Source organism: Sinorhizobium sp. (assembly GCF_059070375.1).
On sequence record NZ_JCACWC010000002.1, the window covers coordinates 289,985 to 308,746 of the forward strand.

The following is an 18,762-nucleotide window of genomic DNA, read 5'->3' on the forward strand; positions in this document are numbered from 1 at the left end:
TCGTCCATGGCGCCCGTTACGCTCAAGAAACTCGTCAAGCGCTACGGCGCTCTGGAAGTCGTGCACGGCATCGATCTTGAAGTAAAGGATCGCGAATTCATTGCGCTCGTCGGACCTTCGGGCTGCGGCAAGTCGACGACGCTGCGCATGATCGCGGGACTCGAGGAGGTCAGCGGCGGCGCGATCGAGATCGGCGGGCGAAAGGTCAACGATCTGCCGCCTCGAGCGCGCAACATCTCGATGGTCTTTCAGTCCTATGCACTCTACCCGCATATGACGGTCGCCGAGAATATGGGCTTCTCGCTGAAAATCGCCGGGCGTCCGGCGGAAGAGATCAAGACGCGCGTTGCCGAGGCGGCGGCGATCCTCGATCTCGGCCATCTTCTCGAACGTCGCCCTTCGCAACTGTCGGGCGGCCAGCGCCAGCGCGTCGCCATGGGACGCGCGATCGTGCGGCAGCCGGATGTCTTTCTCTTCGATGAGCCTCTGTCGAACCTCGACGCGAAGCTCAGGACCCAGGTGCGCACCGAGATCAAGAAACTGCACGCCCGCATGCAGGCGACGATGATCTACGTCACCCATGATCAGGTGGAGGCGATGACGCTCTCCGACCGCATCGTCATCATGCGCGACGGGCATATCGAGCAGGTGGGCACGCCGGAGGATGTCTTCCGCCGCCCGGCGACCAAGTTCGTCGCCGGCTTCATCGGCTCGCCGCCGATGAACATGGAGGAGGCGGTCCTGACGGACGGAAAGCTCGCCTTTGCAAGCGGAGCGACCCTGCCGCTCCCGCCACGCTTCCGTTCCTCGGTTCGCGAGGGCCAGAAAGTGACCTTCGGGCTCAGGCCGGACGATGTCTATCCTTCGGGGCACGGCCTCCATGCGGGTGATGCGGACGCCGTCCACGAGATCGAGCTTCCGGTCACGATCACGGAACCGCTGGGCAACGAAACCCTGGTTTTCACTCAGTTCAACGGGCGGGATTGGGTCTCGCGCATGCTCAACCCGCGGCCGCTGCGCCCGGGCGAGGCGGTGCGCATGAGCCTCGATCTGTCCCGGGCGCATCTCTTCGACGGCGAGACCGGAAAGGCTTTGGCAGGCTGACATGGCAAGGATCGAGAAAATAGAACTGCGGATGGTGGATCTTCCGCCGAAGGTCAAGCGGACCGACGCCATCCAGAGCTTCGTGAGCCAGGAAACGCCGATCGTGACGATCACGGATGCGGACGGTGCGACCGGCACCGGCTACAGCTACACGATCGGAACAGGCGGATCGTCCGTCATGCGGCTGCTCTCCGATCATCTGGTTCCGATCCTGCTCGGGGAAGACGCGGACTGCATCGAGGCGCTTTGGCACAAGATGGAGTTTGCGACGCATGCGACGACCATCGGCGCCATCACGGCCTTGGCGCTCGCCGCCGTCGATACGGCGCTATGGGACCTGCGTGCGAAGAAGCAGAAGCTGCCGCTCTGGAAACTGGCGGGCGGGGCGAAGGAAAGCTGCCCGCTTTACACCACCGAGGGGGGCTGGCTGCACATCGAAAAGCAGGCCCTCGTCGACGACGCGTTGCAGGCGAAGGCCAAGGGCTGCTCCGGATCGAAGGTCAAGATCGGCAAGCCGAGCGGGGCGGAGGATTACGATCGGCTCTCGGCCATGCGCGCAGCACTTGGCGACGGCTTCGAAATCATGACGGATTGCAATCAGGGCTTCACCGTCGACGAGGCGATCCGCCGCGCCGCCCGGCTCCGCGAACTCGATCTCGCCTGGATCGAGGAACCGCTGCCGGCCGACGATCTCGACGGTCACATCCGCCTCACGCGGTCGACGCCGACGCCGATCGCCGTCGGCGAGTCCATCTATTCCATCCGCCATTTTCGCGAATATATGCAAAAGGGCGCCTGCTCGATCGTCCAGGTGGACGTGGCGCGGATCGGCGGCATCACCCCTTGGCTGAAAGTGGCTCACGCGGCGGAGGCCTTCGACATTCCCGTCTGCCCGCATTTCCTGATGGAACTGCATGTGAGCCTCGTTTGCGCGGTGCCCAACGGGAAATATGTGGAATACATTCCGCAGCTCGACGATCTGACGCAAAAGGGAATGGAGATCCGGGAGGGCAGGGCGATCGCGCCTTCCGATCCGGGCATCGGCATCGCCTGGGATTGGGAGGCTGTCCAGGCGCGCTCGGTCGCCGAGTTCACCCGCGAGTTCCGCCGGTAGAAGGGAACAGTCATGCAGAGAATGGGAATGGTGATCGGGCTCGAACCGCCGAAAGTGGCGGAATACAAGCGGCTGCATGCGGCCGTCTGGCCGGAGATTCTCGCGCTGATCAGCGAGTGCAACATCACCAATTACTCGATCTTCCTGAAGGAGCCGGAAAATCTTCTCTTCGGCTACTGGGAATATGTCGGGGAGGACTTCGAAGCCGACATGGCGAAGATGGCGGCACATCCGAAAAACCAGGAATGGTGGTCGGTGTGCATGCCCTGTCAGAAGCCTCTCGAAAGCCGCAGGCAAGGCGAGTGGTGGGCTATGATGGAGGAAGTCTTCCACCATGACTGAGACGTTCGATCCCTCGTCGCTGCGGCAATGGTGGCCGAAGCCGGCTACGCCACGCCCCATCGTCATCTTCGGTGCGGGCAGCATCGTCGGCGACGCCCATCTTCCGGCCTACAGGAACGCAGGCTTCCCGGTGGCCGGCATCTTCGATCCGGATGCGGAGAAGGCGGCGGCGCTCGCGCGGCAATGGGATGTCAGGGCGTTTACGAGCGAAGGGGAGGCTCTTTCGGCGGAGAACGCGATCTTCGATCTCGCGACGCCGCCGGCCGCGCACGCCTCGATCCTGTCTCAACTGCCGAAGGGCTCCTTTGCGCTGATACAGAAGCCGATGGGCAGCGATCTTGCGGCGGCGACCGGAATTCTCGAAATCTGCCGTGAGCGGAACATCAGGGCGGCGGTGAACTTTCAACTCCGCTTCGCGCCGATGATGCTCGCGCTCAAGGACGCGATCGCCAGGGGCTATCTCGGCGAGGTCGTCGATTTCGACGCGTGGCTGGCGCTTGCGACGCCCTGGGGGCTCTGGCCGTTCCTGAAGGGACTGCCGCGCATCGAGATCGCGATGCATTCCATCCACTACCTGGACCTCGTGCGCAGTCTCCTAGGCGATCCCCAGGGTGTTCACGCCAAGACCATCGGCCATCCGAACCACGAGGTGGCTCAAACCCGCACCGCCGCGATCCTCGATTACGGCGATGCCGTGCGCTGCGTGCTTTCCGTCAATCACGACCACGATTTCGGCCGGAGGTTCCAGGCCTGTGAATTCCGCATCTGCGGGACGAGGGGTGCCGCCTATGTCAAGCTCGGCGTCAATCTCGACTATCCACGCGGCGAGCCGGACGAGCTGTGGATTCGTCCCTCGGGGGACAGCGAATGGATTTCGGTACCGCTTGAAGGGTCCTGGTTCCCCGATGCCTTCGCCAACCGGATGGCCAATCTGCAGCGCCATGCCTGCGGCGAGGACGATGAACTCATAGGGTCGGTCGAGGACGCATGGCGGACGATGGCCCTGGTGGAGGCCGCCTATCAATCGAGCGCGCGCCCGGCAACGCCGATCGCAGCGCTTCCATTGGAAAAGTGAAATGAGCGAGCAGACGATCTACTACGAGGACTACGAACAGGGCCATGTGCGGCTGACGAGCGGACGCACGATCACGGAAACGGACTTCGTCGTCCACGCCGGGCATACGGGTGATTTCTTCCCGCACCACATGGATGCGGAGTTCGCCAAAACGCTGCCCGGCGGTCAGCGCATTGCCCACGGCACGATGATCTTCTCGATCGGAGTCGGGCTCACCGCCTCCTTGATTAACCCGGTCGCCTTCTCTTACGGTTACGACCGTCTGCGATTCGTCCGCCCTGTCCATATCGGCGATACGATCCGCACCCGCGTCACCATCGCCGCCAAGGAAGACGATCCGAAGCGACCGAGGGCCGGCCGGGTCATCGAGCGGTGCGAGGTCATCAACCAGCGCGGCGAGGTCGTTCTTGCCGCGGATCACATTCTGATCGTCGAACGCAAACTTGAGGGAACCATCCAATGACAGCGAGCCTTGCCGGAAAGGTCGTCCTCGTCACAGCTGCGGCGCAGGGCATAGGACGCGCAACCGCACTTGCCTTCGCCAGGGCCGGTGCCAAGGTCCATGCGACCGATATCAATGCGGACGTTGTCGGCAGCCTCGAAGGCGAGGCGGGCATCAGCACCCACAGACTGGACGTCCTCGACACCGCTGCGGTCGAAGCGCTGGTCGCAGAGATCGGGGCCGTGGACGTGCTCTTCAACTGCGCCGGTTTCGTGCATGCAGGCTCGGTGCTGACGATGAAGGACGAGGACCTCGATTTCGCCTTCGACCTCAACGTCAAGTCGATGATCCGCACCATCCGCGCGGTGCTGCCCGGCATGATCGCCCGCAAGGACGGGTCGATCGTCAATATGGCCTCGGTGGCCTCCAGCATCAAAGGCGTGCCGAACCGCTTCGCCTATGGTGTGACCAAGGCAGCCGTCATCGGACTGACGAAAGCCGTTGCGGCGGATTATGTGGGCGACGGCATTCGCTGCAATGCGATCTGCCCGGGAACGGTCGAAAGTCCGTCGCTCGAAAGCCGCATGCGGGCACAGGGAGACTACGAAACGGCGCGCGCGGCCTTTATCTCCCGCCAGCCGATGGGCCGCCTCGGCACGCCCGAAGAGATCGCCGACCTCGCCGTCTATCTCGCCGGCGCCACCTACACCTCCGGCCAGGCCTACGCCATCGAGGGCGGCTGGACCATTTGAACGCTTCATCAGGGAAAAAGCACATGAAATTTCTTCGTTATGGCGAACCGGGCCAGGAAAAGCCGGGTCTTCTCGGTTCCGACGGCATCATCCGCGATATTTCCGGCCACGTTCCCGATCTCGCCGCAGGCGCGCTCGACCCCGGCAAGCTTGACGAACTCGCGAAGCTCGATGTCGCGGCGCTGCCTGCCGTGTCCGGCAATCCGAGGCTTGGTCCCTGCGTCGCAGGTACGGGCAAGTTCATATGCATCGGCCTCAACTATTCCGATCATGCTGCCGAGACGGGCGCGACCGTGCCGCCGGAGCCGATCATCTTCATGAAGGCGACCTCCGCCATCGTCGGGCCGAACGACGATCTGATCCTGCCGCGGGGTTCGGAGAAGACCGACTGGGAAGTGGAACTCGGCATCGTCATCGGAAAGACGGCGAAATATGTGAGCGAAGCCGAGGCGCTCGACTACGTCGCCGGCTATTGCACGGTCCACGATGTCTCCGAACGCGCTTTCCAGACGGAACGTCACGGTCAGTGGACGAAGGGCAAGTCCTGCGACACCTTCGGGCCGACCGGCCCGTGGCTCGTCACTAAGGACGAGGTGGCGGACCCGCAAGATCTCGCAATGTGGCTGAAGGTCAACGGCGAGACGATGCAGGACGGCTCGACCAAGACGATGGTCTACGGCGCCGCCTATCTCGTCTCTTATCTCTCGCAGTTCATGTCGCTGCGTCCCGGTGATATTATCTCGACGGGCACGCCGCCGGGCGTCGGCATGGGCATGAAGCCGCCGCGCTATCTGAAGGCCGGCGACATCGTCGAACTCGGCATAGAGGGCCTCGGCAGCCAGAAGCAGCGCGTTCGCGCCGACACCTGAGCTACTCGCATGTTTCCTTCGGTCCTATTCGACTGAAGGACACGAACAGGCAGCATCAAAGTGCCACCGTGTTCTCCGCGCGTCCGAAAAGGCGCGCGGCGCTGTAGGTCCATTGGAGCAAACATGACCCGCATCACCGACCTTCGCGTCTTCGACCTTCGTTTTCCGACCTCGGCGAGCCTCGATGGTTCGGACGCCATGAACCCGGATCCGGACTATTCGGCGGCTTACGTCATCCTCGACACGGATCGGCCGGGGCTGGCGGGTCACGGCCTCACCTTCACCATAGGGCGGGGCAACGACATATGCTGCATGGCGATCGAGGCCATGCGGCATCTCGTGGTCGGTCAGGACTTCGGCGACATTTTAAAACATCCAGGCCACTTCTGGCGGCACCTGACGAGCGACAGCCAGCTGCGCTGGATTGGCCCGGAAAAGGGCGCGATCCATCTTGCGACCGGCGCCATCGTCAACGCCGTCTGAGATCTCCTTGCAAAGGACGCCGGCAAACCGGTGTGGCGTCTCGTCGCCGACATGTCGGCGGAAGAGATCGCCGACATCGTCGATTACCGCTACTTGACGGATGTTCTCACCCGCGACGAGGCGGTCGAGATCCTGCGGCGGGCCGAGCCCGGCAAGGCCGAGCGGGTCGCAAGGCTCGAGAAGGAGGGTTACCCCTGCTACACCACGTCTGCAGGCTGGCTCGGCTATGACGACGAAAAGCTCCGGCGGCTTGCGCAGGAGGCGGTCGACGCAGGTTTCGACCACATCAAGATGAAGGTCGGGCGTGACCTCGACGACGATATCCGCCGGCTGAGGATTGCCCGCGAAGTGATCGGCCCCGACCGGTACCTGATGATCGATGCGAACCAGGTTTGGGAGGTGGGCGAGGCAATCGAATGGGTGCAAAAGCTCGCCTTTGCCCAGCCCTTCTTCATCGAGGAGCCGACGAGCCCGGACGATGTCGCCGGACACCGCAAGATCCGCGAAGCGATCGGCCCGGTCAAGGTCGCGACCGGCGAGATGTGCCAGAACCGTATCATGTTCAAGCAGTTCATCGCCGAAGGCGCGATCGACATCGTGCAGATCGATTCCTGCCGTATGGGTGGCCTGAACGAGGTGCTGGCGGTGCTGCTGATCGCCGCCAAATACGGACTGCCCGTCTGGCCGCACGCCGGCGGCGTCGGCCTCTGCGAATATGTGCAGCACCTTTCCATGATCGATTACGTTGCCGTTTCCGGCACGAAGGACGGGCGGGTGATCGAGTATGTCGACCACCTGCACGAACATTTCCTGGATCCGTGCGTGATCCGCAACGCCGCTTACATGCCGCCCGAGCGGCCCGGCTTCTCGATCGAGATGAAGCAGCAATCGATCGAGGACTACACGTTTAACGGCTGATGTGAGCGCTCCGTCTTTGTCAGGCTCGCATGTGGATTCTCGGGCCAAGCCCGGGCCAGGCACGAGGATGGTGACCGCGCCCGGGGATTGACGCCGGAAGAAGCCCGAGGTCACGACCGAAGGGAGGCGAGAATTACTGCGACGCCACAGAAATTCTCTAAGTGTGCCACCCGCCGCCGCCTGTTTGATTTCCCTCATTCCTGTGCTCGTCACAGGAATCCAGCCAGACCAAGTCCTTGGGCTGAAAGAACTTCCCGCGCCGCAGACGCGACGCTGCTCTCATCCCTGTGACGAGCACAGGGACGAGGCATAAGGAGAGATTGCAGTCCTCCGATACGCCTCCTACAGCGCCGCGCGTCTTATGAGACGCGCACGCTCGCTACTCAAGGAATTCAAGCGCATCGCCATGCGTGCCGACAAAACCGACCAGAGCTTCAACGCCATTATCCATCTCGCAGCAGCCGTCATCTCAACAGGCCTTAGCTCAGATATCGTCTGCCGGGTGCTGCACCCCGCCATCGCCCTCGTCGGTAAAGGACCTGATATAGTCGTCGATCCTGCCCGGGTCGAAGACGTGGCCGTCCATGAAACGATCGCCGTCGGTTGCTCCTTCGAGCCTGCCGTCCGCGTCGGCCGGCAAGGCATCCTTGCCCAGCGCCTCGCGATAGAGGTCCGGACGATAGGCGGAGATGGCCGCGCCAATTCCCTGCCTCGACAAGGATGTCTGTCCCCAGCGCACCATCTGACTGTAGGTCCAGAGCGCCTGGCTGGGACGCGGGAAGTTGGCAAAGCCTGCGTGGAAGACGAGATAGTTCTCGACGACGCGGCGGTTTCTTTCCGGGTCGATTGCGAATTCGCCCGCAAGCACCCGGCGGATGATATCGGCCGGCGCTGCCACGTGACGCTCCTCTGCCAGGACTTCCGCAAGGCGGCCGCGATTGCCCGGCTCGTCCGACCAGCGGGCGGCGCGGTCGAGCGCGACGATCAGGCGCGAGACCGTCTCCCTATTGGCTTCCGCCCATTCGGGACGCATGCCGATGACCTTTTCCGGTGCGGACGGCCAGATGTCCTGCTTGGTCGCGACGATGCGGCCGACGCCGCGTTCGGATGCGACCATGTTCCAGGGCGCACCGACGCAAAAGCCGTCGATCGCGCCCGCGGCCAGCGCGTCGGAGGTCATTGGCGGCGGCACCACGACCAGCTTGACGTCGCGGTCGGGATCGATGCCGCCGGCCGCGAGCCAGTAGCGTAACTCGTAGTTATGGGACGAGAAGGGGTAGGTGACGCCGAGCGTCAGCGGCGGCTTGCCGGCTGCCTCCGCGCTGCGGATGACCGCCGCCAGGGCCTTGGCATTCTTCAATGCATCCTCGCCTGCGCCGAGCCCTTCTGCCTCCTGCATGAGCCCGTAGAGCCGCGTCGACAGCGTGATCGCGTTGCCGCCGCGCCCCAGGGAAAAGGGCGCAATCGTCGGCGACGGATTGGAGCCGAGGCCGAGCATGGCGGCGACCGGCATGGGTGAAAGCATGTGGGCTACGTCGAACTGTCGAAAGGCAAGCCTGTCACGTACATTCGCCCAGGAGACGTCCTTGACGAGTTCGAGGGTGATGCCTTCGCGCTGCGCAAAGCCGAATTCGGCGGCGGCGATGAGCACGGCCGCGTCCACGAGGGGGATGAATCCTGCGCGGACGGTGCGCGATCCCTCGTGGCGGATGCGACCTGGCGCCGGCATGGCACCGCCGGCGGCGAGCTTCTTGCCGGTGAATTCACTTCTGTTCGTCAATATGTTCACTCCGGTGTCTCCCGAGGTGCCGCAGCGGAAGAGCGGCCGGTCACCGGATCAGCAATCCGGCGGCGGTCACGACGCTTTGCGCGATCTCCGAAATCTTTTTCTTCTCGTTCATCGCCGTCTGACGCAGCAGCGCGAAGGCTTCCTCTTCGGAAAGACTGCGCATTTTCATGAGAATGCCTTTGGCGCGCTCGACGAGCTTGCGCTCTTCGAGTGCGGATTTGGCCTCCGCCAGTTCACGCTGAAGCCGGCTGAAGGCCTTGAAGCGGCTGACGGCCATGTCGAGGATCGGCTTGACGCGCTCCTTCTTCAATCCGTCGACGATATAGGCCGAGACGCCTGCCTCGACGGCCGCCTCGATAGAGGCGGTGTCGGAGCGGTCCACGAACATCGCGATCGGGCGACCGACCGTGCGGGTCAGCTGGAAAAGATGTTCCATCATGTCCCGGTTGGGGTTTTCGATGTCTATGACGATCACGTCCGGTCGGAGCGTCTCGATGACCCGGGCGACGCCGTGAACCTCATGGATCACGGTGACCTTGCCGTGTCCTGCTTCGCGCAATCCTTCCTCGATGATCGATGCGCGGATGGCGTTCTCGTCAATCACAAGAATGGTGAGGTCGCGATGGGTCATGCCGTATCATGATGCGATGCAGCAATTTCCGCAATATAGATATGCCTAAATATTTTGCGATATACCCAGATGCCTAAATATGAAGCAGATGGCCGCCGGTCTGGCGTAAATTCAGGCAGGTTCATTTGTGGAAGTCGGCAACGGGTCAAGCGCTCTCGCCCAGAGGCTGGTCGCATGGAACGTCCATTGGCATTTCGCATGCTGTCGTTCGCCTGTGTGGCTGCACACCGTTTCCAGAAGCTCGAGGCCGTCGGCCCGCTTCTGATCCACATAGCCCGCCCGCAGCTTCCCGATCAGTGCATCGCCGCTCGTTATCAGCCGGGCGTGCGCAGCGATCGCACCCCAGCTCCGTTCCTTGTAGAACAAGGAGGATGCGGCTTCCTCGACATCAGCGGCATCTTCGACGGACAACGATCGCAGTTCCAGGAGCCGGCGGAGGGTTGCTCTGACATTGACGAGGGGAATGGTCAGCGGCGCGTAGCCGAGTTCCTCGGGAGCGTGGAGCAGTGCTACGTCGGAATCGTCTTCGGCCTCGCCGCTTGCATATTGGCGAAAGATCTCGCCGATGCCCGCCATTCCGAAATCGGCGCATTCGGCCGCGCGCAGAGCACCCATGCTCGCTGCGCCGAAGACGGCCACGCCCTCGGAAAGGGCGAAGAGAATTTCCTTGTGCCAAACGGGCGCGACATGTTCGAAGTTGCCGTCGATCAGGCCGATGGCCGCAGCGCCGTCGTGCACCGCCCGGAGAACATCGCCCTGCCTGGCAGGCGGGCGGATCGTGAGCGCATCGCCGGCCAACCGTACAGCGTCGGGAACGGTCGGGCCAACGAATACGACTTTCATTCCGCCTCAGTGGATTTGAAAACGGCGGAGGCAGCCTGTCCGCCGTCAATCGTCTTCATGGACAGCCATGTTCATGGCGATCTTCAGCCATGAAGTGATTCCGCGGGGCGGGTTCCGGATTGGGCGTGGGTCTGATCCGACTCGGGCGTCTGCGCCATCGCCGCGACGAGAGAGATGATCTTCTTGCGAAGCACCGGGTCGGTGATCTTCAGGAAGGCCCGGTTGAGTGCGATACCCTCCTTCGAGGCGACGAAGGATGAAATCTCCTGGGATTCGTGAACATCTGCAGCGGGCTTGCCCGATTGGGCGCTGCCCTCGTCCTGCTGGAAGAAAAAGCTCGGATGAACACCGAGTATGTCGGCGATCGCCTGCAACCGGCTGGCGCCGATGCGGTTGGTGCCTTTTTCGTACTTCTGGACTTGCTGAAAGGTGATGCCGAGCCCGTCGGCGAGCTTTTCCTGGCTCAGACCTATCATCAGCCTGCGCATGCGAACACGCGAGCCGACAAAGGCATCGATCGGGTTAGGATCCTTTTTGTTCATCTGGTAGTCTCCTCGCGAGTTCGATTCAGCTTATGGCATATAAGTTTGCTTGAATGAACGCCGCGATGCAATCAGCACGCGTCGCTTTCTGTGGCAAAACGCAAGTTTCCAATGATTGTCGGGTTCGAATCGCCGGTCGGCAGAGAACTTGCCGCACCAGGGGGCAAGTGGCTGCATTCATGTACCGGAACGTTGTCGTCGAATCGGATAGGATTTAAGGGAACATCAGTAAGGAGTGGAAGCCTGCGACAATGAGTGTTGAGTCCAAATCAGAAGCAACCCCGCCACGGCACTTTGCCGGCTCGATCGTCGTCATGGGCGTCTCCGGCAGCGGCAAATCGTCGGTGGGGGAGGCGATCTCGGAAGCTTGCGGATATCCCTTCATCGAAGGCGACGCGCTCCATCCTCCGGAAAACATCAGGAAAATGTCCGAGGGGATTCCGCTCACCGACGACGACCGCTGGCCGTGGCTCGCTGCGATCGGAGAGCAACTGGCGAGCCGGGAGCCCGTTGTCGTTTCCTGCTCCGCCCTCAAGCGCAGCTACAGGGACAAGCTTCGCGAAAGCACACCCGGCGGCCTGGCCTTCGTCTTTCTCCACGGCAGCGAGTCCGTGCTTGCGGAGCGGATGCACCACCGCACAGGGCATTTCATGCCGTCCTCTTTGCTGCAGACGCAGCTTGCGACGCTCGAGGATCCGACAGGGGAGGTGAGGACGGTCGCCGTAGACGTCGCCCAACCGCTGGCGGAGATCGTCCGCGAGGCGCTTGCAGGTCTCGCCCGTCTTTAAGGTTGCATTTCGCAATGCCCGCCGCGGTCTTTGCAGATCGTGCTTGGCACGCCGGCTCTTTGGAAGGAAATTAGCCGGCGGCGATGTTATCGTTCGCGACGGTGGACGTGCGGCGACACACCGTAGCGGCTCACTTCTGCTCGGCGATGGGGAGATCGTGGAGCGGGCGTCGGGAGGAGATGGAAATGTTTGAAGCTGGATTGAACTTCGCGCTTGGCGAGGAGATCGATGCGCTGCGCGAGAGCGTGCGCCGCTTCGCAGCGGAGCGAATCGCGCCGCTTGCGGACGATGTGGATCGCAAAAACGCCTTTCCGATGTCGCTCTGGCGGGAGATGGGGGAGATCGGCCTGCTCGGCGTTACCGCCGACGAGGCTCATGGCGGTGCGGGACTCGGCTATCTCGCCCATTGCGTGGCGATGGAAGAGATCAGCCGCGCATCCGCTTCGGTGGGCCTGAGCTACGGCGCCCACTCCAATCTCTGCGTCAATCAGATCAACCGCAACGGCAAACCGGCACAGAAGAGCAGATATCTGCCGAAGCTCATTTCAGGCGAGCATGTCGGGGCGCTTGCCATGTCCGAGCCCGGCGCCGGCTCCGATGTCGTTTCGATGAAACTCAGGGCCGACAAGCGCGGCGACCGTTACGTCCTGAACGGCAGCAAAATGTGGATCACCAACGGCCCTGACGCCGATGTCCTGGTCGTCTACGCCAAGACCGATCCGGCAGCCGGACCGCGCGGCATCACCGCTTTCCTGGTGGAAAAAGCATTCCCCGGCTTTTCGGCCGGCCAGAAGCTCGACAAGCTCGGCATGCGCGGATCGAACACGTCGGAACTCATCTTCACGGATTGCGAGGTGCCGGAGGAAAACGTGCTCGGCGGCGTGGGGGAGGGCGTCAAGGTGCTGATGTCCGGCCTCGATTACGAGCGGGTCGTGCTTTCTGCCGGACCGCTCGGGATCATGGCCGCTTGCCTCGATGTCGTCGTCCCCTATCTCCATGAGCGCAAGCAGTTCGGGCAACCGATCGGCGAGTTCCAGTTGATGCAGGGAAAGCTTGCCGACATGTATGTGACGATGAATGCCGCGCGGGCCTATGTCTATGCCGTGGCGGCCGCATGCGACCGTGGTGAGACTGCGCGCAAGGACGCGGCCGGCTGTATTCTCTATGCGGCGGAAAAGGCGACGGCCATGGCGCTGGAGGCGATACAGGCGCTGGGTGGCAACGGCTACACCAACGATTATCCGGCAGGCCGGCTGCTGCGCGACGCCAAGCTGTACGAGATCGGTGCGGGCACGAGCGAGATCCGTCGCATGCTGATCGGACGGGAGCTCTTCGCCGAAACGAAATAGGCCGAATAGGTAACGCTTGGGGGGAGCATGACAGTATTGCGTTCGCATATTTCGCCGTCCTCGGAGGAGTTCAAGGCGAACCGCGCGGCCATGACGGAGGCCATCGCGACGGTCGAGGACGCGGTGCGCCTGGCCGCAGCCGGTGGCGGCGAGACGGCGCGCGAGCGCCACGTCAGCCGGGGCAAGCTCCTGCCGCGGGATCGGCTCGCTACTCTCATCGATCCGGGCACGCCTTTTCTGGAGGTCGGAGCGACCGCCGCACATGGAATGTACAACGACGATGCGCCGGGCGCGGGCCTGATCACCGGCATTGGCCGGATTTCCGGCCGCGAGTGCATGATCGTCTGCAACGATCCGACGGTCAAAGGCGGCACCTATTATCCGCTGACGGTCAAGAAGCATTTGCGCGCGCAGGAGATCGCGGCGGAGAACCGGCTGCCCTGCGTCTATCTTGTCGACTCCGGCGGCGCGAACCTGCCGAACCAGGACGAGGTCTTTCCGGACCGGGACCATTTCGGCCGCATCTTCTACAACCAGGCCAACATGTCGGCGGCCGGCATCCCTCAGATCGCGGTGGTCATGGGATCCTGCACGGCGGGGGGCGCCTATGTGCCGGCCATGTCCGACGAAGCGATCATCGTCGAAAAGCAGGGCACCATCTTTCTCGCAGGGCCGCCGCTCGTTCGCGCGGCGACCGGCGAGGTAGTCTCGGCCGAAGACCTTGGCGGCGCCGACGTCCACACGCGTCTTTCGGGCGTTGCCGATCACCTTGCGCGCGACGATGCGCATGCGCTGGCCTTGGCGCGCCGGGCCGTTTCGGCCTTGAACCGTGAGAAGCCGTGGCCAGTCGAGCGCATCGAGCCGGAGCCGCCACTCTACGATCCGGATGAGATCGCCGGCATCGTCCCCGCCGACCTCAAGACACCCTACGAGATCCGCGAGGTGGTCGCCCGGCTTGTCGACGGTTCCCGTTTCGACGAGTTCAAGGCGCGCTTCGGCACCACGCTCGTTTGCGGCTTCGCCCACGTCCACGGAATTCCCGTCGGCATCGTCGCCAATAATGGCGTGCTCTTCTCGGAATCGGCCGTCAAGGGCGCCCATTTCGTGGAGCTCTGCGCCCAGCGCAGGATTCCGCTGGTCTTTCTGCAGAACATCACCGGCTTCATGGTCGGCCGCAAATACGAGACGGAGGGAATTGCCAAGCACGGCGCCAAGCTGGTGACCGCAGTCGCCACCGTGAAGGTGCCGAAGATCACCATGCTGGTCGGCGGCTCGTTCGGGGCAGGCAATTACGGGATGTGCGGGCGCGCCTTCTCGCCGCGGTTTCTCTGGACGTGGCCGAACAGCCGCATTTCGGTCATGGGCGGCGAACAGGCGGCAGGCGTCCTCTCCTCTGTGCGCGGCGAAGCCTTGAAGCGGTCGGGGAAACCGTGGAGCGAAGAGGAGGAGGCACGCTTTCGCCAGCCGGTGCTCGATCTGTTCGAACGGCAGAGCCATCCACTCTATGCATCGGCAAGGCTTTGGGATGACGGCGTGATCGATCCGCGCAAGAGCCGCGACGTGCTGGCGCTGTCTCTGTCGGCGGCTTTGAACGCGCCGATCGAGGAGACGCGCTTCGGACTGTTCAGAATGTGACGAGAGGTCCCGAGATGAAACGCGACAACATCAATGCCCTGAATGCACCGCAGCCGCGCGGCGGTTATTCGCAGGCTGTCAGCGTCGAGGATTTCCGGCGGATGCTTTTCGTCAGCGGCCAAATTCCGGTGACGTCGGACGACGTCGTGCCGGAAGGTTTCGAAGCGCAGGCGCGCCAGGTCTGGCTGAACGTCGATGCGCAGCTCAAGGCGGCCGGCATGTCCAAGACCGACATCGTCAAGGTCACGACCTATCTCGCCGACAGGCAGCATGTCGTGGCAAACCGTGAAATCCGCAACGACTATCTCGGCTCGCTGGCGCCAGCGATGACGGTGGTGATCACCGGCATTTTCGATTCGGCCTGGCTCATGGAAGTCGAAGTGGTAGCGGCGCAATAGCACCGGAAAAGAGGCGCATGTTTTCGAAGCTCTTGATTGCCAATCGCGGTGAGATCGCCTGCCGCATCATCCGTACCGCGCGACGGCTCGGCATTCGCACCGTCGCCGTCTATTCCGACGCAGACGGAGACGCGCTCCATGTGGCGCTCGCCGACGAGGCGATCCGGATCGGGGGAGCGCCCGCCACCGAAAGCTATCTGGCGATTGCGCCCATCGTTCAAGCGGCAGGAAGCGTCGGCGTACAAGCCATTCATCCGGGCTATGGTTTTCTGTCGGAGAACGCCGATTTTGCCGAGGCTGTCGAAGAAGCGGGCATGATATTCGTCGGGCCGCCGCCGGCCGCGATCCGCGCCATGGGTCTCAAGGACGCGGCCAAGGCGCTCATGGAACGATCCGGAGTACCGGTCGTGCCCGGCTACCACGGCGATGAGCAGGATGCATCCTTTCTTGCCGAGAGGGCACGGGAGATCGGATATCCGGTGCTGATCAAGGCGCGGGCGGGCGGCGGCGGCAGAGGCATGCGCCGGGTCGAGCGGCAGGAGGATTTCGGCCCGGCGCTGGAGACCGCACGACGGGAGGCCGAATCCGCCTTCGGCGACGGTTCGGTGCTTATAGAGCGCTATCTGACGAAGCCGCGTCACATCGAGATGCAGGTCTTCGGCGACCGGCACGGCAATATCGTTCACCTCTTCGAGCGCGACTGCTCGCTGCAACGGCGACATCAGAAGGTGATCGAGGAGGCGCCGGCGCCCGGCATGACTGCTGAGGTCCGCCGCGCGATGGGCGATGCGGCGGTCAGAGCCGCCCAGGCGATCGGCTATGTCGGCGCCGGCACGGTGGAATTCATCGCCGATGTGACCAACGGTCTCTGGCCGGATCACTTCTATTTCATGGAGATGAACACGCGGCTGCAGGTGGAGCATCCGGTCACGGAAGCGATCACCGGCATCGATCTCGTGGAATGGCAGTTGCGGGTCGCCAGCGGCGAGCCGCTGCCGAAGAAACAGGCCGATATTTCCATGAACGGCTGGGCCTTCGAGGCGCGCCTCTATGCGGAGGATCCGGCCCGGGGCTTCCTGCCGGCGACCGGCCGGCTGATGCAATTGAGCTTTCCCGAGGATACTGCGCGGATCGATTCCGGCGTCCGGCAGGGGGATACGATCACGCCCTATTACGATCCGCTGATTGCTAAGCTGATCGTGCATGGCCAGAACCGTTCGGCGGCGCTCGGCCGGTTGCAGGACGCTCTCAAGGAATGCCGCGTCGGCGGCACCGTTACCAACCGCGATTTTCTCATCCGCCTGACGGAAGAGCACGACTTCCGCTCCGGCCATCCGGATACGGGGCTGATCGACCGCGAGATCGAGCGCCTGACCGCGCCGGTCGCACCCGGCGACGAGGCGCTGGCGCTGGCAGCGATCATATCGACTGGCGCGCTCGATCCGAACAAGTCGAGCGATCCATGGTCGTCGCTCGGTTCCTGGCAAATCTGGGGCGACGCGCACCGCATGGTGGTGATCGAGCATGCGGACGACCGCGTAACCGTGACCTTGGCTGCGCGCGGCCGCGACCAGTTCGCCGTGCGCGCCGGCGCGAGCACGCTGCCCGTCCTCGTGCTCGACCGCTTCGAGGGTGGTGCCCGGCTCGAGGTGGCCGGACAGAAGCGCCTGATCCGCTTCTCGCGGGATCGCGAGGCGTTGACGCTCTTCCATGGCGGGCGCAACCTGGTGTTCCAACTGCCGGACGGATTGACCGGCGGGCAGAGCAGCGAGATCGCCGACGACGAGCTGGTCGCGCCGATGCCGGGCCTCGTGAAGCTGGTGCGGGTCGGCGCCGGCGACGCGGTGACAAAGGGACAGGCACTCGTCGTGATGGAGGCGATGAAGATGGAACTGACGCTCTCGGCCTCACGCGAGGGCACGATCGCCAATGTGCATGTGGCGGAAGGCGCTCAGGTCAGCGAGGGCACGGTGCTCGTGACGCTGATGGAGGAGGCTGCGCAATGACGTCGCCGGCAAAGGAGCGCGTCACGATTGTCGAGGTGGCGCCGCGCGACGGTCTTCAAAACGAGTCGCGGCTCGTCGCCACCGAGGACAAGGTCAGGCTCGTCGATCTGCTGTCCGACTGCGGTTACGAGCGCATCGAAGTAACGAGCTTCGTCAGTCCGCGCTGGGTACCACAATTGGCCGATGCGCCGGCTGTCATGGCTGACATCGTCCGGCGTCCGGGCACGCGTTACGCGGCACTGACGCCCAATATGCGCGGCTTCGAGGCGGCGCTTGCGGCTGGCGCCGACGAGGTCGCGATCTTTGCCTCGGCGTCGGAAGGCTTCTCCGAGAAGAACATCAACTGCTCGATTGCCGAAAGCATCGAGCGTTTTCGGCCGGTCGCCGAAGCAAGCCGGCGCCAAGGCATTCCCCTGCGCGGCTATGTGAGCTGTGTCGTCGAATGTCCCTATGAGGGCGCGATCGCGCCGGCGCAGACCGCCCGCGTCGCACGGCTGCTTGCCGACCTCGGCTGCTACGAGATCAGCCTCGGCGACACGATCGGGCGCGGCACGCCGGAAGCGATCGATGCCATGCTGATAGCGGCACTCTGCGAGATCGATGCCAAGAAACTCGCCGGGCATTTCCACGACACGTCCGGCCGGGCGCTGGAGAATATCGCGGTAGCACTGGAGCGCGATATCCGGGTTTTCGACGCTTCGGCCGGCGGGCTCGGCGGTTGTCCCTATGCGCCGGGAGCGGCCGGCAATGTCGATACGCTTGCAGTGAACGCCTTTCTCGAGGCGCGGGGTTTTGCCACCAGCCTCGACTCGGACAAACTTGACCGCGCCGCTGCTTTTGCACTATCGCTGAGGAGCACAGCATGACCTTCGATACGATCCGCTGTGCCATCGACCAGCGCGGCGTCGCCCGGGTGACGCTTGCCCGCTCAGCAAAGCACAATGCGCTTTCTGCAACCATGATCGGCGAATTGACGGCCGTCGCAGACCGGCTCGCAACCGACACATCGATCAGGGCAGTCATTCTCGACGCCGAAGGCAAGAGTTTCTGTGCCGGCGGCGATCTCGAATGGATGCGCCAGCAGTTTTCCGCCGACCGGCCGACGCGGATCGCCGAGGCGACGCGGCTTGCGATGATGCTGAAGGCGCTGAACGATCTGCCGAAGCCGCTGATTGCGCGCGTGCATGGGAACGCCTTCGGCGGCGGCGTCGGGCTGATCAGCGTCTGCGACACGGTGATCGCCGCTTCCGGCGCCCAATTCGGCCTGACCGAGACGCGCCTCGGGCTGATCCCGGCGACGATCAGCCCCTATGTCATTGCCCGGACAGGCGAGGCGCGGGCGCGGCCGCTGTTCATGTCGGCGCGGATTTTCGGTGCGGAGGAGGCGAAGGTCGCCGGTTTCGTTACGACGGTCGTCGACGGCACCATGCTGGACGGAGCCGTCGAAGCCGCGGTGACGGCCTATCTCGTCGCGGCTCCGGGCGCCGCCGGGCGGGCGAAGCGGCTTGCGCGGTCGCTGGGCCTTCCCATCACCGACGCCGTCATCGCCGCGACGATAGAGCACCTTGCCGATACCTGGGAAACGGACGAAGCACGGGAGGGCGTGTCGGCCTTCTTTGAACGGCGCAATCCCTCCTGGCGGCTATGAGCCGAGATTGAGCTTGAATCGAGGGGAAATCGAT

18 protein-coding genes and 1 pseudogene are annotated in these 18,762 nt (G+C 63.5%); 15 read left to right on the forward strand and 4 right to left on the reverse strand.

Features of this window, described 5'->3' with window-relative positions; translation table 11 throughout:
- Window positions 1-6: 6 nt before the first annotated feature.
- The 8 genes and pseudogenes from AC5J09_RS06015 (at window position 7) to AC5J09_RS06050 (ending at window position 7,099) form a co-directional block, all read left to right on the forward strand.
- A complete protein-coding gene (locus AC5J09_RS06015; RefSeq protein ID WP_100670641.1) occupies window positions 7-1,104 on the forward strand; it encodes an ABC transporter ATP-binding protein in 1,098 nt (365 codons plus the stop codon).
- Between the two features lies 1 nt (window position 1,105).
- On the forward strand, window positions 1,106-2,218 hold the full coding sequence (locus tag AC5J09_RS06020) for a mandelate racemase/muconate lactonizing enzyme family protein (RefSeq protein ID WP_324763855.1): 1,113 nt from the start codon (window positions 1,106-1,108) through the stop codon (window positions 2,216-2,218).
- A 12-nt stretch (window positions 2,219-2,230) separates the two neighbouring features.
- Window positions 2,231-2,560 carry an L-rhamnose mutarotase gene (locus AC5J09_RS06025; protein WP_018097173.1) on the forward strand — a complete coding sequence of 110 codons (330 nt, stop codon included), beginning with the start codon at window positions 2,231-2,233 and terminating at the stop codon, window positions 2,558-2,560.
- Window positions 2,553-3,635 (forward strand): Gfo/Idh/MocA family protein, encoded by a 1,083-nt coding sequence (locus AC5J09_RS06030; RefSeq protein ID WP_324763854.1) that lies wholly within the window; start codon window positions 2,553-2,555, stop codon window positions 3,633-3,635. Before AC5J09_RS06025 ends, AC5J09_RS06030 begins: the two co-directional genes overlap by 8 nt.
- A 1-nt stretch (window position 3,636) precedes the next feature.
- Window positions 3,637-4,098 carry a MaoC/PaaZ C-terminal domain-containing protein gene (locus AC5J09_RS06035; protein ID WP_102762312.1) on the forward strand — a complete coding sequence of 154 codons (462 nt, stop codon included), beginning with the start codon at window positions 3,637-3,639 and terminating at the stop codon, window positions 4,096-4,098.
- Complete coding sequence (locus tag AC5J09_RS06040) at window positions 4,095-4,829, forward strand: SDR family oxidoreductase (RefSeq protein WP_494297181.1); 735 nt, start codon at window positions 4,095-4,097, stop codon at window positions 4,827-4,829. Before AC5J09_RS06035 ends, AC5J09_RS06040 begins: the two co-directional genes overlap by 4 nt.
- A 23-nt stretch (window positions 4,830-4,852) precedes the next feature.
- Window positions 4,853-5,698 (forward strand): fumarylacetoacetate hydrolase family protein, encoded by an 846-nt coding sequence (locus AC5J09_RS06045; RefSeq protein ID WP_018097170.1) that lies wholly within the window; start codon window positions 4,853-4,855, stop codon window positions 5,696-5,698.
- 123 nt (window positions 5,699-5,821) lie between these two features.
- A pseudogene (locus AC5J09_RS06050) lies at window positions 5,822-7,099 on the forward strand (L-fuconate dehydratase).
- A gap of 484 nt (window positions 7,100-7,583) precedes the next feature.
- Here the strand turns inward: AC5J09_RS06050 and AC5J09_RS06055 are convergent.
- The 4 genes from AC5J09_RS06055 to AC5J09_RS06070 form a co-directional block, all read right to left on the reverse strand.
- The gene (locus AC5J09_RS06055) at window positions 7,584-8,888 is read right to left on the reverse strand and encodes a CmpA/NrtA family ABC transporter substrate-binding protein (protein WP_324763852.1); all 1,305 of its coding nucleotides are present in this window, start codon (window positions 8,886-8,888) and stop codon (window positions 7,584-7,586) included.
- Between the two features lie 40 nt (window positions 8,889-8,928).
- Window positions 8,929-9,519 (reverse strand): ANTAR domain-containing response regulator, encoded by a 591-nt coding sequence (locus AC5J09_RS06060; RefSeq protein ID WP_100670625.1) that lies wholly within the window; start codon window positions 9,517-9,519, stop codon window positions 8,929-8,931.
- 111 nt (window positions 9,520-9,630) lie between these two features.
- The gene (locus AC5J09_RS06065) at window positions 9,631-10,362 is read right to left on the reverse strand and encodes a TfuA-like protein (protein ID WP_324763851.1); all 732 of its coding nucleotides are present in this window, start codon (window positions 10,360-10,362) and stop codon (window positions 9,631-9,633) included.
- Between the two features lie 83 nt (window positions 10,363-10,445).
- The gene (locus tag AC5J09_RS06070; RefSeq protein ID WP_324763850.1) at window positions 10,446-10,904 is read right to left on the reverse strand and encodes a helix-turn-helix domain-containing protein; all 459 of its coding nucleotides are present in this window, start codon (window positions 10,902-10,904) and stop codon (window positions 10,446-10,448) included.
- 251 nt (window positions 10,905-11,155) lie between these two features.
- On the opposite strand from AC5J09_RS06070, the gene AC5J09_RS06075 reads away from it, so the two are divergent.
- From AC5J09_RS06075 to AC5J09_RS06105, 7 genes are all read left to right on the forward strand, one after another.
- Window positions 11,156-11,692, forward strand: coding sequence for a gluconokinase (locus AC5J09_RS06075; RefSeq protein ID WP_324763849.1), 537 nt, complete (start codon window positions 11,156-11,158; stop codon window positions 11,690-11,692).
- A 185-nt stretch (window positions 11,693-11,877) separates the two neighbouring features.
- Window positions 11,878-13,041, forward strand: a complete 1,164-nt coding sequence (locus AC5J09_RS06080) for an isovaleryl-CoA dehydrogenase (RefSeq protein WP_275598962.1) — start codon at window positions 11,878-11,880, stop codon at window positions 13,039-13,041.
- 27 nt (window positions 13,042-13,068) lie between these two features.
- A complete protein-coding gene (locus AC5J09_RS06085; protein ID WP_100670613.1) occupies window positions 13,069-14,676 on the forward strand; it encodes a carboxyl transferase domain-containing protein in 1,608 nt (535 codons plus the stop codon).
- Window positions 14,677-14,690: 14 nt separating this feature from the next.
- Window positions 14,691-15,074 (forward strand): RidA family protein, encoded by a 384-nt coding sequence (locus AC5J09_RS06090; protein WP_100670781.1) that lies wholly within the window; start codon window positions 14,691-14,693, stop codon window positions 15,072-15,074.
- Between the two features lie 17 nt (window positions 15,075-15,091).
- Entirely contained in the window at window positions 15,092-17,080 is a 1,989-nt protein-coding gene (locus AC5J09_RS06095) for an acetyl/propionyl/methylcrotonyl-CoA carboxylase subunit alpha (RefSeq protein ID WP_324763848.1), read from the forward strand.
- Window positions 17,077-17,946: a hydroxymethylglutaryl-CoA lyase gene (locus AC5J09_RS06100; RefSeq protein ID WP_324763847.1), complete on the forward strand. Its 870-nt coding sequence runs from the start codon at window positions 17,077-17,079 to the stop codon at window positions 17,944-17,946. The genes AC5J09_RS06095 and AC5J09_RS06100 overlap by 4 nt, the downstream gene beginning before the upstream one ends.
- The gene (locus tag AC5J09_RS06105; RefSeq protein ID WP_324763846.1) at window positions 17,943-18,728 is read left to right on the forward strand and encodes a crotonase/enoyl-CoA hydratase family protein; all 786 of its coding nucleotides are present in this window, start codon (window positions 17,943-17,945) and stop codon (window positions 18,726-18,728) included. The genes AC5J09_RS06100 and AC5J09_RS06105 overlap by 4 nt, the downstream gene beginning before the upstream one ends.
- Window positions 18,729-18,762 lie beyond the last annotated feature (34 nt).

What these genes read in the sequence shown, in the direction of transcription:
- AC5J09_RS06015 (WP_100670641.1), top strand. Translation starts at nt 7, where the DNA reads ATGGCGCCCGTTACGCTCAAGAAACTCGTCAAGCGCTACGGCGCTCTG.
- AC5J09_RS06020 (WP_324763855.1), top strand. Translation starts at nt 1,106, where the DNA reads ATGGCAAGGATCGAGAAAATAGAACTGCGGATGGTGGATCTTCCGCCG.
- AC5J09_RS06025 (WP_018097173.1), top strand. Translation starts at nt 2,231, where the DNA reads ATGCAGAGAATGGGAATGGTGATCGGGCTCGAACCGCCGAAAGTGGCG.
- AC5J09_RS06030 (WP_324763854.1), top strand. Translation starts at nt 2,553, where the DNA reads ATGACTGAGACGTTCGATCCCTCGTCGCTGCGGCAATGGTGGCCGAAG.
- AC5J09_RS06035 (WP_102762312.1), top strand. Translation starts at nt 3,637, where the DNA reads ATGAGCGAGCAGACGATCTACTACGAGGACTACGAACAGGGCCATGTG.
- AC5J09_RS06040 (WP_494297181.1), top strand. Translation starts at nt 4,095, where the DNA reads ATGACAGCGAGCCTTGCCGGAAAGGTCGTCCTCGTCACAGCTGCGGCG.
- AC5J09_RS06045 (WP_018097170.1), top strand. Translation starts at nt 4,853, where the DNA reads ATGAAATTTCTTCGTTATGGCGAACCGGGCCAGGAAAAGCCGGGTCTT.
- AC5J09_RS06060 (WP_100670625.1), bottom strand. Translation starts at nt 9,519, where the DNA reads ATGACCCATCGCGACCTCACCATTCTTGTGATTGACGAGAACGCCATC.
- AC5J09_RS06065 (WP_324763851.1), bottom strand. Translation starts at nt 10,362, where the DNA reads ATGAAAGTCGTATTCGTTGGCCCGACCGTTCCCGACGCTGTACGGTTG.
- AC5J09_RS06070 (WP_324763850.1), bottom strand. Translation starts at nt 10,904, where the DNA reads ATGAACAAAAAGGATCCTAACCCGATCGATGCCTTTGTCGGCTCGCGT.
- AC5J09_RS06075 (WP_324763849.1), top strand. Translation starts at nt 11,156, where the DNA reads ATGAGTGTTGAGTCCAAATCAGAAGCAACCCCGCCACGGCACTTTGCC.
- AC5J09_RS06080 (WP_275598962.1), top strand. Translation starts at nt 11,878, where the DNA reads ATGTTTGAAGCTGGATTGAACTTCGCGCTTGGCGAGGAGATCGATGCG.
- AC5J09_RS06085 (WP_100670613.1), top strand. Translation starts at nt 13,069, where the DNA reads ATGACAGTATTGCGTTCGCATATTTCGCCGTCCTCGGAGGAGTTCAAG.
- AC5J09_RS06090 (WP_100670781.1), top strand. Translation starts at nt 14,691, where the DNA reads ATGAAACGCGACAACATCAATGCCCTGAATGCACCGCAGCCGCGCGGC.
- AC5J09_RS06095 (WP_324763848.1), top strand. Translation starts at nt 15,092, where the DNA reads ATGTTTTCGAAGCTCTTGATTGCCAATCGCGGTGAGATCGCCTGCCGC.
- AC5J09_RS06100 (WP_324763847.1), top strand. Translation starts at nt 17,077, where the DNA reads ATGACGTCGCCGGCAAAGGAGCGCGTCACGATTGTCGAGGTGGCGCCG.
- AC5J09_RS06105 (WP_324763846.1), top strand. Translation starts at nt 17,943, where the DNA reads ATGACCTTCGATACGATCCGCTGTGCCATCGACCAGCGCGGCGTCGCC.